Origin of the sequence: Mucilaginibacter pankratovii (assembly GCF_014773265.1) — a bacterium.
Taxonomy (GTDB): domain Bacteria; phylum Bacteroidota; class Bacteroidia; order Sphingobacteriales; family Sphingobacteriaceae; genus Mucilaginibacter; species Mucilaginibacter pankratovii.
In genome coordinates this window covers 197,802-211,397 of sequence record NZ_JACWMY010000009.1, presented here as the reverse complement: position 1 = coordinate 211,397, position 13,596 = coordinate 197,802, and the positions used below count along the sequence as shown (strand labels likewise).

The window sequence follows — 13,596 nt, the reverse complement described above, 5'->3', positions numbered from 1 at the left end:
AGGTTTATTTTATTTCTTCGTAATCTACAAAATCGCCCTCGGTATCGGGCACTTTGCTCTTTTGGCCTTCGGGGATGTAATCAACCTTTATACGTCCCTCCGGCCGTTTTGGCTGCTGATAATTTTGCTGTTGAGCAGCATTTTGCTGCGCATTATTTATTACGCTCCTGAATATGGCGGGCAACAACAGTTTAAACAGGTAGCGCACGATATACAGAATACAAATAATTATGATTAATACTTTAAGTAACATCTTTTAATATTTTGGCTTACAAATATAAGTAGTATAACGTAATAATTGTTTGGATAGTTTGTAGATGGGCGGGCGTAGCAAAGTGGGTTTATTCATAGTGTCCTTTAAATGACATTATGAATATAACATTGTCAACAATTTTATAAACGACCCTGTGCTCGCGATTTATTCGACGGGACCAGTAACCTGAATAATTATGTTTTAATGGTTCTGGTTTACCAAGTCCGATGAACGGCTGCTTTTCAATTTCTATAAGTAAAACCTCTATTTTCTTTAATATCGCTTTTTGACCCGACCTGACAAAAAAACGAATATCGTCTTTAGCTGGCTCAGTTAATCTAAGTTCCATATATCTGCCGGCTTTATCGTAGTGGTTCTGCCTGCTTTAATATCAGCCTCGCCCCTCTCCATCTTAGCCACAAACTCCGGATTGTAGGGACTCTTTTCGTCTGTTTCAAAAGAAATCTCCAACGCTTTTAACACGGCAACAACAGCATCTAGTTGCTTTTTTGTTTTAGGATGTACGCTTAATGTTTCCATACTCAAAGTTAATCATTCAATTTGAAGATTTGGCAATTTGAAGATTTCATTTTCAAATCTTCAAATCGTATAATCTTCAAATTAGCTAAATTTCTCTTCCATCATCTTCTCCAGCGCAAACATTTCATCGCGCAGCTTGGCGGCAAGCAGGAAGTCCATATTCTTGGCGGCGGCAACCATGTCCTTGCGGGTGCTCTCTACCGATTTTTTCATATCGGCTTTGGTCATGTACTGCACTATCGGGTCGGCGGCGAGGGTCATGGCTTCATTCTCTACATAGGCTTGCTGCACACCGCCTTTAAAGTCTACCACCGAGGTTTGCTCCATAATTTCCTCACGCGTTTTGCCAACTGTTCTTGGTACAATACCATGCGCTTCATTATATTTTATCTGCAGCTCGCGGCGGCGGTTGGTTTCGCTCATGGTGATCGCCATCGAATCCGTTATCTTATCGGCATACATAATTACCCGGCCCCTGTCGTTACGGGCGGCGCGACCAATAGTTTGAATCAGCGAACGCTCCGATCTTAAGAAGCCTTCCTTATCAGCATCCAAAATGGCTACTAATGATACCTCCGGCAGATCCAGCCCCTCGCGCAGCAGGTTGATACCTATCAGTACATCAAACTCGCCTAAGCGTAACCCGCGTAATATCTCAACCCGTTGCAGGGTCTTCACTTCCGAGTGGATGTAGCGGCATTTGATGCCCAGCCGGTCCATATATTTGGCCAGTTCTTCGGCCATGCGCTTGGTAAGGGTGGTTACCAGAATGCGGTCGCCCATTTTAATGGTTTTATCAACTTCATCCAAAAGGTCATCCACCTGGTTTATCACCGGGCGGATCTCAATTATCGGGTCCAGCAACCCGGTAGGACGTATCACCTGCTCTACCACCACACCACCCGATTTTTCGAGTTCAAAATCTGCCGGCGTAGCGCTTACATAAATAGTTTGCGGTGCCAAACGTTCAAATTCCTGGAAATTGAGCGGGCGGTTATCCATCGCCGCAGGCAAGCGGAAGCCATAATCTACCAGTGAGATCTTTCTCGACCTGTCCCCACCGTACATGGCGCGGATCTGCGGCACAGTAACGTGGCTCTCATCAATCACCATCAGGTAATCATCCGGGAAATAATCCAGCAGACAGAAGGGGCGCATCCCCGGTTCACGACCGTCGAAAAAACGGGAGTAATTTTCTATCCCACTGCAATAGCCCAGCTCGCGGATCATCTCCAGGTCGTAATTAACCCTTTCTTCAAGGCGTTTTGCTTCTATAAAGCGGCCGTCATCTATAAATTGTTTTTTGCGGGTTTCCAGCTCTTCCTGTATGGCCCAAACCGATTGCTGGAAGCGTTCGCGCGGGGCAACGTACAGGTTGGCGGGATAAACCACCATATGCGTCATCTTCTCGATGGTTTTGCCGGTGGTGATATCAAAAGTGCTCAGTTCTTCTATGTCATCCCCAAAAAAGGAGATGCGGTAAGCGAAATCCATATAAGCCGGGAAGATATCCACCGTATCGCCTTTTACCCTAAAGGTACCGCGTTTAAAATCGGCCGTGGTGCGGGCGTATAAAATTTCTACCAGCCGGTGTAAAAAAGCATTCCGGCTAATGCGTGTACCCACCGCGAATTTGAATACCGAATTGGCAAAATCCTCCGGATTACCCATACCATAAATGCAGGAAATGGATGATACCACAATAACGTCCCTCCTGCCGCTCATCAGTGCCGAAGTGGTACGCAGGCGCAGTTTTTCTATCTCCTCGTTTATCTGGAGGTCTTTTTCTATATAAGTATTTGATGAGGGGATAAAGGCCTCGGGCTGGTAATAATCGTAATAGGATACAAAGTAGTTCACCGCGTTATCCGGGAAAAACTGTTTGAACTCGCCATACAGCTGGGCCGCCAGGGTTTTGTTGTGGCTGAGTATCAGCGTAGGCTTTTGGGTTTGCTCAATTACGTTGGCTATGGTGAACGTTTTGCCCGAGCCGGTTACCCCTAACAGGGTTTGGAACGGGTCGCCACTGTTTACGCCTTCCACCAGTTGTTTTATGGCAGTTGGCTGGTCGCCGGTAGGTACGTACTGGGAAGTTATTTTAAAATCCATTTATACAAAGGTATAGATTTGAGATGTTAGATATGAGATTTGAGATTAGCTTCCATAACAGTTTAAAATGCATGCCATCCTCTGTCAACAATTCAAAGCTACGCCCGGTTAATGACAACCCTATGGCAGCAGCTTTTTAGTAAACGAATTTATTTACAGATTGATTGCTATTGTCTGTCAATTTAGCAACCTTTAACAAGGTTTAAGGCGACAGTGTTCTGTCTCAAATCTCATATCTAACATCTCATATCTAAAACCATGCCCTTCATCCTCAATAAAACCGATAGCATTGCCAACCTGTACCTCGCCGATATGCGCGATGTTAGCAGCCAGCAGGACCGTGCCCGTTTCCGCCGCAGCCAGGAAAAGCTGGGTGCCATACTGGCCTACGAGATCAGTAAAACACTGAAGTACGAAAACCGCGAAGTGCAAACACCCCTTGGGATCTGCAAGGTAAACGTGCCTGCACAGCAGCCGGTACTGGCTACCATATTGCGTGCCGGGCTGCCATTTCACCAGGGTTTTATGGATTTTTTTGAGCAGTCAGAATCAGCCTTTATCACCGCCTGCCGTAAAACTAAAAAGAGCGGCAGCTTTACCATACAGGTGGACCACATCAGCACCCCCAACCTGGATGGTAAAGTTTTAATTATGATTGATACTATGCTGGCCACCGGGCAAAGCGTAGTAAATGTTTGTAAAGAACTACTGGCCCAATACAACATTGCCGAACTGCACGTAGCCGCCGTTATCGCCAGCACGGAAGGCATAGTACATGTACGCGCCAACCTGCCCAAAGCAAAAATTTGGGTTTGCGCCGTGGATGAGGAAATGACAAGCAAAAGTTATATAGTACCGGGATTGGGTGATGCGGGCGATCTGGCGTTTGGGGAGAAAGTGTAGGTTGATTTCGGATTTTGATGTTCGATTTCGGATTTATTAAGTAGGGCGATAATGTGTCCTGCCGTTTTAAAAAAACGAGTCTCGCAATTGATACGGGATAATTATTTATTGATTTACAATAAATAATTGTTTATTTGCAATAAATACCTATTATTGCAGAACCAAATCCTATGCCGCAATGAAAATCAAATTTAATACCAACCGCCTCGTTAATGCCACTGTTATTATTGTGTTTGTTTTATTGGCAACGCAATTCTACCTGCTGTTCACACACACAACTGTACCGGGCTTATACAACCACGATACATATTCTTACTCTGCAACCAATAACTTAAAACCTATCGATCCGTATATTTCTACCGAGCTTCCGCATAATAAATACGAGGCCTTAAAACGGAACAGCGAAGTTGCGCGCAGCTTTAAAAATGGCGAGTGGTTTGGTAGTGGCGGCGCGCAATTAGGGTGGTTTTTAGCTACCGATGGCGGGCAGCTTTGCGACACCTGTACGGCAGATGGTTTTTTCGCGGGCGCAAAAGGCGTGCAGCAATATTATATAAGGCTCCCCGGCTGGAAATTAAACCCCTGCGCCGCCGAACATCGGGGATTAATCCCCTCCGAGTTTTATGTAGAGCGCGGCCAATCGTACGTGCGTAAATTTGTTACCGATAAGGTTGAAAAAATGGCAAATGGCAACCACTATACCGTTCACCGGGTAGATGTGCCCGTAAAGTTCAGGTATAATAGCAAAGAAAACTGCATGATGATACCCGTTTCTTCATCAACAAAAGATGGGGTGACCTATCTATTAACCGGATTGGGCATTTTGCTTTTTATCTATATCTTTTATTTAATTGCCGCATTTTTAAAGTTCATTATAGATGTATCCAAAGGCTTGTCGTTCACGGCCAATAATGTAAAAAGGTTAAGGCTTATTGCGTTTAGCTTGTTAGGCTTCCCGGTTCTGATGTTGTTGCTCACTTTACTAACCCGTTTGGTGTTTAACAGTTACTTCACCAGCGATATTGTACTAAATGGGGATGTATGGAGCAAATCGTGGCCGGGCTTAGCTGCGGGAATTATATTTTTACTGCTTTTTAAAGCTTTCAGGCAAGGGAAAGCTCTTAAAGAAGAAAACGACTTAACCGTTTAACCATGCCGATAATTGTAAACCTGGATGTGATGATGGCAAAGCGCAAGATGTCGTTAACAGAACTTAGCGAGAGAGTAGGTATTACCATGGCCAATCTATCCATCCTAAAAACCGGCAAAGCAAAAGCAGTAAGGCTGGAAACACTGGAAGCGATATGCCGTATTTTAAACTGCCAGCCGGGAGATATTTTGGAGTTTGTTGATAACAAATAATATGAAGAAAAACGAAATTGACCTAAGGTTTATCATTGCCGACATTGAAGATAATAGTCACGATGCTATTACATTTTTGACTGGCGTGAATCCAATCTATGTGCGTATAAAAGGACTGCCCCGAAATCCCAAAAATCCGGCTTCTCCTTTATGGACAAATAACCTTTGGTCGATGGATAGTGGTTTGGGAAAGCATGCAGACTTTGAAACACAAATGAATGCATTGCTGGATATCATTGAAACAAAAAAAGAGGTATTTAAAACTTTCTGTACTGAATACCACTGTGAATTTGCATGTGCTTTAATGGTTTATCGCGACAATGGTGAAAGCACACCATCGGTACACTTGAATAAGCGATATAATAAACTAATAAAAGAACTCGACATTGAATTTGATATTGACCTGTATGTTTTTTAGAAGAACATCTTCTAACTTTGCCTCATGCCCAAATCCGAAATCGAAAATCCAAAATCCGAAATAAAAAAATACACCCACCTCTTTTTCGACCTCGACCACACCATCTGGGATTTCGACAGAAACGCGGAGGAAACCCTGCACGAGCTCTACGGCACATATAATTTAAAAGATATCGGCCTGCACTCCGCCGACTTGTTCATCGAAACTTACACCCGCCACAACCACCGCCTTTGGGCGCAATACCACCTGGGCGAGATCACCAAAGACGAGCTGCGCGATGCCCGCTTCAAATCAACCTTTACCGAGTTGGGCCTGCACCCCTCCCTGATGCCTGCCGATTTTGAGGATGCCTACGTAAACCTCTGCCCTACCAAAACCAACCTTTTCCCCCACGCGCACGAAACGCTGGCATATCTGCAGTCGAAATATACACTGCACCTGATATCGAATGGGTTTAAAGATTCCACCACATTAAAAGTGAACGGCACCGATCTTGTAAAATACTTTCAAAACATCATCATATCTGAAGTGGTAGGTGTAAACAAACCCGATCCGCTTATCTTCCAGCACGCTATCGATCTGGCCGGCACTACCAAAGAAGAAAGCCTGATGATAGGCGACAGCATAGAAGCCGACATCCGCGGCGCACTGGGTTTTGGTATGGACGCCATTTATTTCAACCCGCTTGGTTTGGAAAAACCGGTGGATGTGCCTGTACAAATAACCCATTTAAAAGAGTTAACTTTAATGCTATGAACATCGCCAAAGAGCGCCGCGCCATCGAGGCAGCATTAGACAGCTACCGCCAGCAATTAGACGGTTTTACCGAAGAGCAATTCGCTACCACCCCACCTATCGGCGGTTGGAGTTATTCTGAAGTGTACGACCATATCCTGAAGGCCAGCCTCGGTTCCTCCATCGCGCTGGAGCGCTGTACTCATAACAATTGCCCGCCCACTAAAAAAGGCATGAACTTTTGGGGACATTATATGATGCTTACCAGTAACTTCCCGCCTTTTAAAGTACAGGTGCCTGAGACGGTAGCCGCTAAAATGGCCCCTAAGAAAATCACGGTAGAAGAAGCCAAAAACCTCATCATCAAAGTACGCAAACGGATAGAAGATACCGCCAGATTACTCCCCGATGCCTCGCTCCGCGCCAAATGGGAACACCCGCGTTTAGGCATGCTAAATGCCGAACAATGGTTCAAGTTTATCCGTATACATCTGCAGCATCATTTAGAGCAGTTGGTGCGGATAAGTAAATCGTTTGAGGCAACTGTATAACTCGATTCCATTTTATAAAAAGAGATATCGTACTCAACTTTTACTAAAGGTTAATAACCCCGCCGATGTGGAGAAAATAAATGCATCCGCCAATGAAACCTTTTACATTTAACATAGTCTTAACAGTATAATCATTTGATAATAGGATATTTGTAAAAACAATACAAGATGAATTTTGAGTTTGCTTACTTGTTTGTAGTTGGATTGCTGGTGCTGCTTGGCGCATTCTATCTGAGCCCTTACGAACTAAAGGTTAATGAAGACGAGGACGACGAATAACCGCCCGCCCCAAAGCAATCTCCTTGTTTTATACCGGTATTTTTTACCGGGCTGCACAATTGTCCCCAAATTGAATGGCTAAAAGAGAAGTTGATATTGTTATTATATCTGATGTGCATTTGGGCACATACGGCTGCCACGCCAAAGAACTCCTGAAATACCTGAAAAGCATTAAACCAAAAATGCTTATCCTCAACGGCGATATTATTGATATCTGGCAGTTCAGTAAATCGTACTGGCCCGAAACACATATGAAGGTGGTACGCCGCATCCTTAAATTTGTTACCGAAGGCATCCCCGTGTATTACCTCACCGGTAACCACGATGAAATGCTGCGCAAGTTCACCGATTTCGACCTCGGCACCTTCCAGCTCCTCAATAAAGTAGTTTTAAATATCGACGGCAAAAAAGCCTGGATCTTCCACGGCGACGTGTTTGATGTTACCATGCAACACTCCAAATGGCTGGCCAAACTTGGTGCCGTTGGTTACGATACGCTCATTATCATCAACAGCATAACCAACTGGTTCCTTACCGCTATAGGCCGCCAAAAAATGAGTTTTTCGCAAAAGGTGAAGGCTAAGTTTAAGGACGCTGTTAAATTCATCAACGCGTTTGAACAAACCGCTGCCGACCTGGCCGTGGAGAAAGAATACAGCTACGTAATTTGCGGGCACATTCACCACGCCGAGATCCGCGAGATCCAATCTACCGAGCAAACCGGCAGCGTGCTATACCTCAACAGCGGCGACTGGGTAGAAAGCCTCACCGCGCTGGAGTACAACGATAAAGAATGGAAAGTGTTCACCTACACCCCCGAAGCCTTCCATACCGATAACGACGACGAAGACACCACCGACGCCGAAGACCTCGACGCCAAACTTGATGTAAATAAGCTACTGGAACGGTTTAGGCAGGAAGCGGAGTAGTGTTTAAAAATCCCTCCTTGGGGAGGGGCGCGATGGGATTGCGGCTGCAGGGAGGGGTTTAGCCGTCATGCTATAAAATTTTGCAAATATTTTCAATCAAATATTTAACCACTATGGCGTTGCCTTCGGCCCGGGCTTTACGCTGCAAATCCTCGCGCCGCCGCACACCTCCACCCTTCGCTGTGGGTTTCCGCTTCAATCCCTAACGCATTTTTCTGAACCGCTGATTTTAATGATTAATTGATTCCGTTGATTGTCTGAACTCGAATTTCAAAGAATTTATAGAAAGTACAGAATGGTAAGGCTGCATTTACTTAAGCTAAATCATTAAATTCAAGTTCAGACATCGGCCAAGAGCGGAACGGATTCCCCAAAAAAACTAAACCTGTCACCCCCATGCAATAACCCATTCTTCCACTTCCCCCTCATCAAAATATTCTTTAACTTCGAATAAGAAACAATTTATTGGTTCTCCGATTTAATTATAAAACAAGAATATGAATACTGAAAAAGCCATATTGGCCGGCGGCTGCTTTTGGGGCGTAGAAGAACTCATCAGGCAACAGCCGGGTGTTATTTCCACCGTGGTAGGTTATACCGGCGGTGATGTGCCCAATGCCACTTACCGCAATCACGGCACACATGCCGAAGGTATCGAAGTTATCTTCGACCCATCTGTAATATCCTATCGCAAACTGCTCGAATATTTTTTCCAGATCCATAACCCAACCACCCGCAACAGGCAGGGCAACGATGTGGGCATGTCGTACCGCTCAGCTATTTTCTACCTGGACGAAACGCAGCATGAAACCGCCACCCAACTGATCGCCGAGATGGATGCCTCCGGCGTATGGCCCGGGAAGATTGTCACCGAAGTGGTGCCTGAAACCGCTTTTTGGAACGCGGAAGCCGAACACCAGGATTACCTGCAGAAAAACCCTTACGGCTACACCTGCCACTTCGAACGGCCGGAATGGACGCTGAGCTAACTGTGTAACGGCTTTTTTTCAATTCCCTCCCCTGGGAGGGGCGCGCCGGACATACGCGCAAAGGCAGGGAGGGGTTTCGCCACTACACCCAACGTCCAACCGCAAACTAATACCATGAACGACTATAAATTAACGGCAGCCAAAGCAGCGTTGGGCCTTATCGGCCCCAACCAGTCCGTTGGCCTGGGCGCAGGCAGCACCATAGCGCATTTGGTAAACTTAATTGCCGGTGAATGCGAATATGCTGCCTCACTTACCTTTACATCCTCATCCTTTAAAACAACGCAGCTGTTAAGCGGGCGGGGCCTGCGCATAACACCCCCTGCCCTGCTCCGTCAACTCGACGTATACTTCGATGGCTGCGACCAGTTCGATGCCGAACTGAACGCATTGAAAAGCGGCGGCGGCATCCATACAACCGAAAAAATATTGGCCTCAATGGCCGATGAGTTTGTGCTGCTGGGTGATGAAAGTAAATTCGCGAAGCAACTGAATGCCACTTACCCGCTGGTGATCGAGATCCTTCCGCAAGCCCTGCAAATTGTGCTTGCTAAACTGGCAGCCCTGTTCCCGCTTGCTACTATTACCCAGCGGATAAGTACCCAAAAAGATGGCGCGCTTATTTCTGATAACGGGAACATGCTGGTAGATGTTTATTTTAACGAATTCCCCGCACCTGAGGAACTTGACATACAGGTTAAAATGATCCCGGGAGTGGTGGAACATTCCTTGTTTTATCACCTGGCTACCAAAGCCATTATAGCGGGGGAGAATGGCGTTAAAACCATTTTGCCACGGCGGCTAAACTGAACACATAAATAAAGCCTTTTAATTAAAAAATGCATCAACCAGATATTTTTGACCGGCTCAGATCAGGCGAACTTGTCCGGCTCACCGATCCGGAATTTTCAAAGGTAGACGAGGTAGTCGCCCGCACCATACGGCTTTCCGCGCAACTGAACACCGCCGGCGATATTCAGCAGATCCGCGAAATTCTAAGCGATATAACTGGAAGCGAAATTGATCAAACCACCGCCGTTTTTGCGCCCTTTTACACCAACTTTGGTAAGTTTATCAGTATCGGGAAAAATGTTTTCATCAACCACGCCTGTTCATTTCTGGATCTGGGGGGTATAACTATTGAGGACCACGTGCTAATAGGTCCGAGGGTGAACCTCGTTACGGAAAATCATCCCGCCGACCCGGTTGACCGGCGTGCATTAATTACCAAACCCATTGTTATCAAGCGAAATGCCTGGATTGGCGCCAATGCTACCATCCTTCCCGGAGTTACCATCGGCGAAAATGCTATTGTAGCTGCCGGCGCGGTGGTGGCCAAAGATGTCCCCGATAATGCCATCTTTGGCGGAGTTCCTGCGAAATTTATTAAATCGGTTATTTAGTTGCCGATAAACCTTGATTACTTACTAACCAGTGGGATCACCTTTTCGCCAATAAGTTCTATCGAACGCATCAGTTGTTCGTGCGTAAGCCCGGCATTATCCATCTGAAAGGTAAAGCGATCAACACCACCAAGGGATTCGCTGTGGCGGATGAGTTTTTCTGCAACCTGCTCGGGGCTACCCACCACTAAAACACCTTGCGGACCAATTAAATGATCAAATTGTGTACGGGTTACCGGTGGCCAGCCGCGTTCGCGGCCCAGCTTGGTCCACAGTTCGGCATAACCAGGGTAATACTCGCTTACTGCTCGTTCATTAGTCTCGGCTACGTAACCCGGGGAATGTAAACCCACTTTTAATTGCTCAGGCGTAAAGCCTGCGCGGGCACCGGCTTCGCGGTACAGGTCAACCAGCGGGCGAAAACGGGAGGTGTTACCGCCAATGATAGCCACCATTAAGGGCAAACCCAGCGTACCTGCCCTTGCAAAGGATTCGGGCGTGCCGCCTACACCCAGCCAAACCGGCATTTTCTCCTGAAGCGGCCGCGGGTAAACCGGCAGATTAGGGATAGCAGCCCTAAACTTGCCCGACCAGCTTACGAATTCGTTATCGCGTATGCGCAACAGCAGGTCCAGTTTCTCGCGAAACAAAGCATCGTAATCGTTAAGATCGAAGCCGAACAATGGGTAGGCTTCTATGGAAGAACCCCGGCCAACTACCATTTCGGCCCGGCCTTTAGAGATCAGATCGAGCGTTGCAAACTGCTGGAAAATCCGTACCGGATCGGAGGCGCTAAGCACCGTAACAGCACTGGTGAGCCTGATGCGGCTGGTACGTGCTGCCGCAGCAGCCAGGATCACCGCTGTAGCCGAATCTAAAAATTCTTTTTTATGATGCTCGCCGATACCAAAAACGTCGAGCCCTGCCTGGTCGGCGTGCACTATGCGTTCCAAAAGCTGTTCCATGGCATCTGCGCTGCTGAGCGTACTTGTGCCATACATCGCCGAAGCAAAACTATCTATCCCGATTTCCATGATGCAATATGCACAGCATTCAGGTTACCGGCGGTAATAGGCGGGTCATTTTTTACCAGCGGTTGCGGGATAGCTTCATGTGCTAAATCGCGCTATCAGTTTAGGTTTAATTTTACCGATAAGATAATAAATCACAAAAGCGGTATAGTTCAGTACAAGGCTATTTCTTTATAAAAAAAACCGCATGCCCCGGGGGGCATGCGGCCAATTACATCAAAAAATTAAACCTGAATTTACTTTGACGTGGCGTTCTGTGCGGCTTCTATGATCACTTTTGCTACGGCTTGCGGTTGCGACATGAATATCACATGGCTTCCTTTCACTTCGGTGATCTTTGTGTTTGACCGTTCGTACATTTTATGCTGGATCACCGGGTTGATGCTTTTATCTTCGGTAGCAATAATGCCATAGGCTGGTTTATTTTTCCAGGCCGGGTTAGTGATGGGGGTAATAAACCCTTTGGCGTAAAAGGCACCCTGAGAGGCGAACATAAAATCAGCTTCCTCTTTGCTGATGTCGGCACAAAAACCAGCGTGGTATTTTGCCTGGTCGTAATAAACAATGCCTTTATCATCAGGAGCCAATACACCATTTTCCGGTGCCGGAGGCGCAGTTTGCAACCACTGTAATGCCGATTCACCTTTGTCTGGTTGAAATGCCGCTACGTAAACAAGTGCTGCAACTTTTGGGTGGTTACCTGCCTCTGTGATTACTGCACCGCCCCATGAGTGGCCTACTAAAATGGTCGGGCCGTCTTGTTTGTCTAATGCCACTTTGGTTGCTGCAACATCATCTTCCAGTGATGTTAGCGGGTTTTGAACTACTGTTACGTGGTAGCCTTTTTTGGAAAGTACGGTGTAAAGCGCTTTCCAGCCCGAGCCGTCTGCGAACGCACCGTGAACAAGCACAACATTTTTTACGGCCTGGGCCTGCGCTAAAGTTGTAAAGCTAAAAATTACGGCCAGGGTGAATACCAAATTTACCAGGGCGCCTTTGATTCTGTTTTTTACTGTTGGAGTTTTCATTTTGCTATTGTTATTTTTTTTATGAATGATTTAACAATACAAAGGTGCCCCAAACAGGCGGGCCGGAGAATGCGGAGACTTCCCGAAGAATTGTAATTATTTCCCGATTGGAGATGATAAAGGTTAAATAAACATCATATGCTCTAAATAAAAGCAAAAAGGCCCATGCAAAGCAGCGGCCCGGTGGTTTCGTGTATGTTACTTATATCAAGCCGCAGGCACCACCTTGTTATTCCTGAATTCATTTGGCGACATAGCGGTATGCCGCTTAAAGAAATTGCAAAAATAGGCAGGGTCGTCAAAGCCCAGTTCGTAGGTTACCTGTTTAACAGATTTTGGCGTATAATGCAACAAACGTTTTGCTTCCAGTAAAATACGCAATTGAATGACCTGTAACGGTGTTTTATCGTTATACAGGGAAAATATATTGGACAAGGTTTTCGGCGACTTGTTCAGCATTCCTGCATAATAATTTACAGAGTGTTCTTCATGGAATTTCATTTCCACAAGCAGGTTGAACTTCCTGAAAATATCAAGCCGCTGATCCTGCAATTTTTCATCAGGGGCGTATTTAGACCTCGCCAGTTGGGTAACGATGATGATGAGGCGTTTAAGCAGCATCACTAACATATCGTTTTGGATATGATCGGGCGTGTTCAGCTCCTGGGTAAAGATCTCCAGCAACAGTTTCAGCTTATTCTGGTACGGGCCGTCGAGGCTGATGAAAAGGATATCACCCATCCCAAACAGGAAACCGGCACAGCTTACTTCAGCATCATGGTCAACAATACAATAAAATTCGCGGTTAAATTGCCAGGCAATAATGTCGTCCGGCCGTTCAAAATTAAAAGATTGATTGAACATCAGGGGCAGAATCGTATCCGGCATAAAATCGTAAGCTATGCCATCTATATTCACCACCTGTAAAGGGCCCTTGTTCCATGCTATAGTGAAATACTTCTTCTCTTTATCGCGGCTGTAAAACAGCCGGTCGAAATCTTTTTCGCCGCTGATCAGCAGCAGGTCGCCCCCGGTCTTTTTGTCTGTAATGGTCAACTTCATGTTA

At 46.1% G+C, this 13,596-nt stretch carries 17 protein-coding genes; 10 read left to right on the top strand and 7 right to left on the bottom strand.

The annotated features are described in order from the left end of the window. Positions 1-4: 4 nt before the first annotated feature. The 4 genes from IDJ77_RS17995 to uvrB all read right to left on the bottom strand — a co-directional run bounded on the left by IDJ77_RS17995 (position 5) and on the right by uvrB (position 2,902). Positions 5-253: a DUF4834 domain-containing protein gene (locus IDJ77_RS17995; protein WP_191190370.1), complete on the bottom strand. Its 249-nt coding sequence runs from the start codon at positions 251-253 to the stop codon at positions 5-7. 88 nt (positions 254-341) lie between these two features. Then, positions 342-602, bottom strand: coding sequence for a Txe/YoeB family addiction module toxin (locus tag IDJ77_RS17990; RefSeq protein WP_191190369.1), 261 nt, complete (start codon positions 600-602; stop codon positions 342-344). Next, positions 587-793 carry a DUF2683 family protein gene (locus tag IDJ77_RS17985; protein ID WP_191190368.1) on the bottom strand — a complete coding sequence of 69 codons (207 nt, stop codon included), beginning with the start codon at positions 791-793 and terminating at the stop codon, positions 587-589. The genes IDJ77_RS17990 and IDJ77_RS17985 overlap by 16 nt, the downstream gene beginning before the upstream one ends. An 81-nt stretch (positions 794-874) precedes the next feature. After that, complete coding sequence (gene uvrB, locus IDJ77_RS17980) at positions 875-2,902, bottom strand: excinuclease ABC subunit UvrB (RefSeq protein WP_191190367.1); 2,028 nt, start codon at positions 2,900-2,902, stop codon at positions 875-877. 258 nt (positions 2,903-3,160) lie between these two features. Here uvrB and upp point away from each other — a divergent pair, with 258 nt between their 5' ends. The 10 genes from upp to IDJ77_RS17930 all read left to right on the top strand — a co-directional run bounded on the left by upp (position 3,161) and on the right by IDJ77_RS17930 (position 10,471). Further along, positions 3,161-3,805, top strand: a complete 645-nt coding sequence (upp, locus tag IDJ77_RS17975; RefSeq protein ID WP_191190366.1) for a uracil phosphoribosyltransferase — start codon at positions 3,161-3,163, stop codon at positions 3,803-3,805. A gap of 178 nt (positions 3,806-3,983) precedes the next feature. After that, a complete protein-coding gene (locus IDJ77_RS17970; protein WP_191190365.1) occupies positions 3,984-4,955 on the top strand; it encodes a DUF2975 domain-containing protein in 972 nt (323 codons plus the stop codon). A 2-nt stretch (positions 4,956-4,957) separates the two neighbouring features. Beyond that, on the top strand, positions 4,958-5,167 hold the full coding sequence (locus tag IDJ77_RS17965; RefSeq protein ID WP_191190364.1) for a helix-turn-helix domain-containing protein: 210 nt from the start codon (positions 4,958-4,960) through the stop codon (positions 5,165-5,167). Position 5,168: 1 nt separating this feature from the next. Then, on the top strand, positions 5,169-5,585 hold the full coding sequence (locus tag IDJ77_RS17960; protein WP_191190363.1) for a DUF4279 domain-containing protein: 417 nt from the start codon (positions 5,169-5,171) through the stop codon (positions 5,583-5,585). 24 nt (positions 5,586-5,609) lie between these two features. Beyond that, positions 5,610-6,341 carry a YjjG family noncanonical pyrimidine nucleotidase gene (locus tag IDJ77_RS17955; RefSeq protein WP_191190362.1) on the top strand — a complete coding sequence of 244 codons (732 nt, stop codon included), beginning with the start codon at positions 5,610-5,612 and terminating at the stop codon, positions 6,339-6,341. Beyond that, a complete protein-coding gene (locus tag IDJ77_RS17950; protein WP_191190361.1) occupies positions 6,338-6,871 on the top strand; it encodes a DinB family protein in 534 nt (177 codons plus the stop codon). Before IDJ77_RS17955 ends, IDJ77_RS17950 begins: the two co-directional genes overlap by 4 nt. 353 nt (positions 6,872-7,224) lie before the next feature. Next, the gene (locus IDJ77_RS17945; RefSeq protein WP_191190360.1) at positions 7,225-8,079 is read left to right on the top strand and encodes a UDP-2,3-diacylglucosamine diphosphatase; all 855 of its coding nucleotides are present in this window, start codon (positions 7,225-7,227) and stop codon (positions 8,077-8,079) included. 497 nt (positions 8,080-8,576) lie between these two features. Next, complete coding sequence (msrA, locus tag IDJ77_RS17940; protein WP_191190359.1) at positions 8,577-9,068, top strand: peptide-methionine (S)-S-oxide reductase MsrA; 492 nt, start codon at positions 8,577-8,579, stop codon at positions 9,066-9,068. A gap of 114 nt (positions 9,069-9,182) precedes the next feature. Further along, a complete protein-coding gene (rpiA, locus tag IDJ77_RS17935; RefSeq protein WP_191190358.1) occupies positions 9,183-9,878 on the top strand; it encodes a ribose 5-phosphate isomerase A in 696 nt (231 codons plus the stop codon). 29 nt (positions 9,879-9,907) lie between these two features. Beyond that, a complete protein-coding gene (locus tag IDJ77_RS17930; protein ID WP_191190357.1) occupies positions 9,908-10,471 on the top strand; it encodes a DapH/DapD/GlmU-related protein in 564 nt (187 codons plus the stop codon). Between the two features lie 17 nt (positions 10,472-10,488). On the opposite strand, the gene IDJ77_RS17925 is transcribed toward IDJ77_RS17930, so the two are convergent. The 3 genes from IDJ77_RS17925 to IDJ77_RS17915 all read right to left on the bottom strand — a co-directional run bounded on the left by IDJ77_RS17925 (position 10,489) and on the right by IDJ77_RS17915 (position 13,592). Beyond that, the gene (locus tag IDJ77_RS17925; protein ID WP_191190356.1) at positions 10,489-11,505 is read right to left on the bottom strand and encodes an LLM class flavin-dependent oxidoreductase; all 1,017 of its coding nucleotides are present in this window, start codon (positions 11,503-11,505) and stop codon (positions 10,489-10,491) included. A 233-nt stretch (positions 11,506-11,738) separates the two neighbouring features. Next, positions 11,739-12,530 carry an alpha/beta hydrolase gene (locus IDJ77_RS17920; RefSeq protein ID WP_191190355.1) on the bottom strand — a complete coding sequence of 264 codons (792 nt, stop codon included), beginning with the start codon at positions 12,528-12,530 and terminating at the stop codon, positions 11,739-11,741. Positions 12,531-12,737: 207 nt separating this feature from the next. Continuing rightward, positions 12,738-13,592 (bottom strand): helix-turn-helix domain-containing protein, encoded by an 855-nt coding sequence (locus IDJ77_RS17915; RefSeq protein ID WP_191190354.1) that lies wholly within the window; start codon positions 13,590-13,592, stop codon positions 12,738-12,740. Between the last annotated feature and the right edge of the window lie 4 nt (positions 13,593-13,596).

Bases quoted from the DNA above. Each gene is read 5' to 3' on its own strand.
- IDJ77_RS17920 (WP_191190355.1), bottom strand. From the start codon at position 12,530: ATGAAAACTCCAACAGTAAAAAACAGAATCAAAGGCGCCCTGGTAAAT.
- IDJ77_RS17915 (WP_191190354.1), bottom strand. From the start codon at position 13,592: ATGAAGTTGACCATTACAGACAAAAAGACCGGGGGCGACCTGCTGCTG.
- rpiA (WP_191190358.1), top strand. From the start codon at position 9,183: ATGAACGACTATAAATTAACGGCAGCCAAAGCAGCGTTGGGCCTTATC.
- IDJ77_RS17960 (WP_191190363.1), top strand. From the start codon at position 5,169: ATGAAGAAAAACGAAATTGACCTAAGGTTTATCATTGCCGACATTGAA.
- IDJ77_RS17970 (WP_191190365.1), top strand. From the start codon at position 3,984: ATGAAAATCAAATTTAATACCAACCGCCTCGTTAATGCCACTGTTATT.
- IDJ77_RS17990 (WP_191190369.1), bottom strand. From the start codon at position 602: ATGGAACTTAGATTAACTGAGCCAGCTAAAGACGATATTCGTTTTTTT.
- IDJ77_RS17930 (WP_191190357.1), top strand. From the start codon at position 9,908: ATGCATCAACCAGATATTTTTGACCGGCTCAGATCAGGCGAACTTGTC.
- IDJ77_RS17995 (WP_191190370.1), bottom strand. From the start codon at position 253: ATGTTACTTAAAGTATTAATCATAATTATTTGTATTCTGTATATCGTG.
- upp (WP_191190366.1), top strand. From the start codon at position 3,161: ATGCCCTTCATCCTCAATAAAACCGATAGCATTGCCAACCTGTACCTC.
- IDJ77_RS17985 (WP_191190368.1), bottom strand. From the start codon at position 793: ATGGAAACATTAAGCGTACATCCTAAAACAAAAAAGCAACTAGATGCT.
- uvrB (WP_191190367.1), bottom strand. From the start codon at position 2,902: ATGGATTTTAAAATAACTTCCCAGTACGTACCTACCGGCGACCAGCCA.
- IDJ77_RS17925 (WP_191190356.1), bottom strand. From the start codon at position 11,505: ATGGAAATCGGGATAGATAGTTTTGCTTCGGCGATGTATGGCACAAGT.
- msrA (WP_191190359.1), top strand. From the start codon at position 8,577: ATGAATACTGAAAAAGCCATATTGGCCGGCGGCTGCTTTTGGGGCGTA.
- IDJ77_RS17950 (WP_191190361.1), top strand. From the start codon at position 6,338: ATGAACATCGCCAAAGAGCGCCGCGCCATCGAGGCAGCATTAGACAGC.
- IDJ77_RS17965 (WP_191190364.1), top strand. From the start codon at position 4,958: ATGCCGATAATTGTAAACCTGGATGTGATGATGGCAAAGCGCAAGATG.
- IDJ77_RS17955 (WP_191190362.1), top strand. From the start codon at position 5,610: ATGCCCAAATCCGAAATCGAAAATCCAAAATCCGAAATAAAAAAATAC.
- IDJ77_RS17945 (WP_191190360.1), top strand. From the start codon at position 7,225: ATGGCTAAAAGAGAAGTTGATATTGTTATTATATCTGATGTGCATTTG.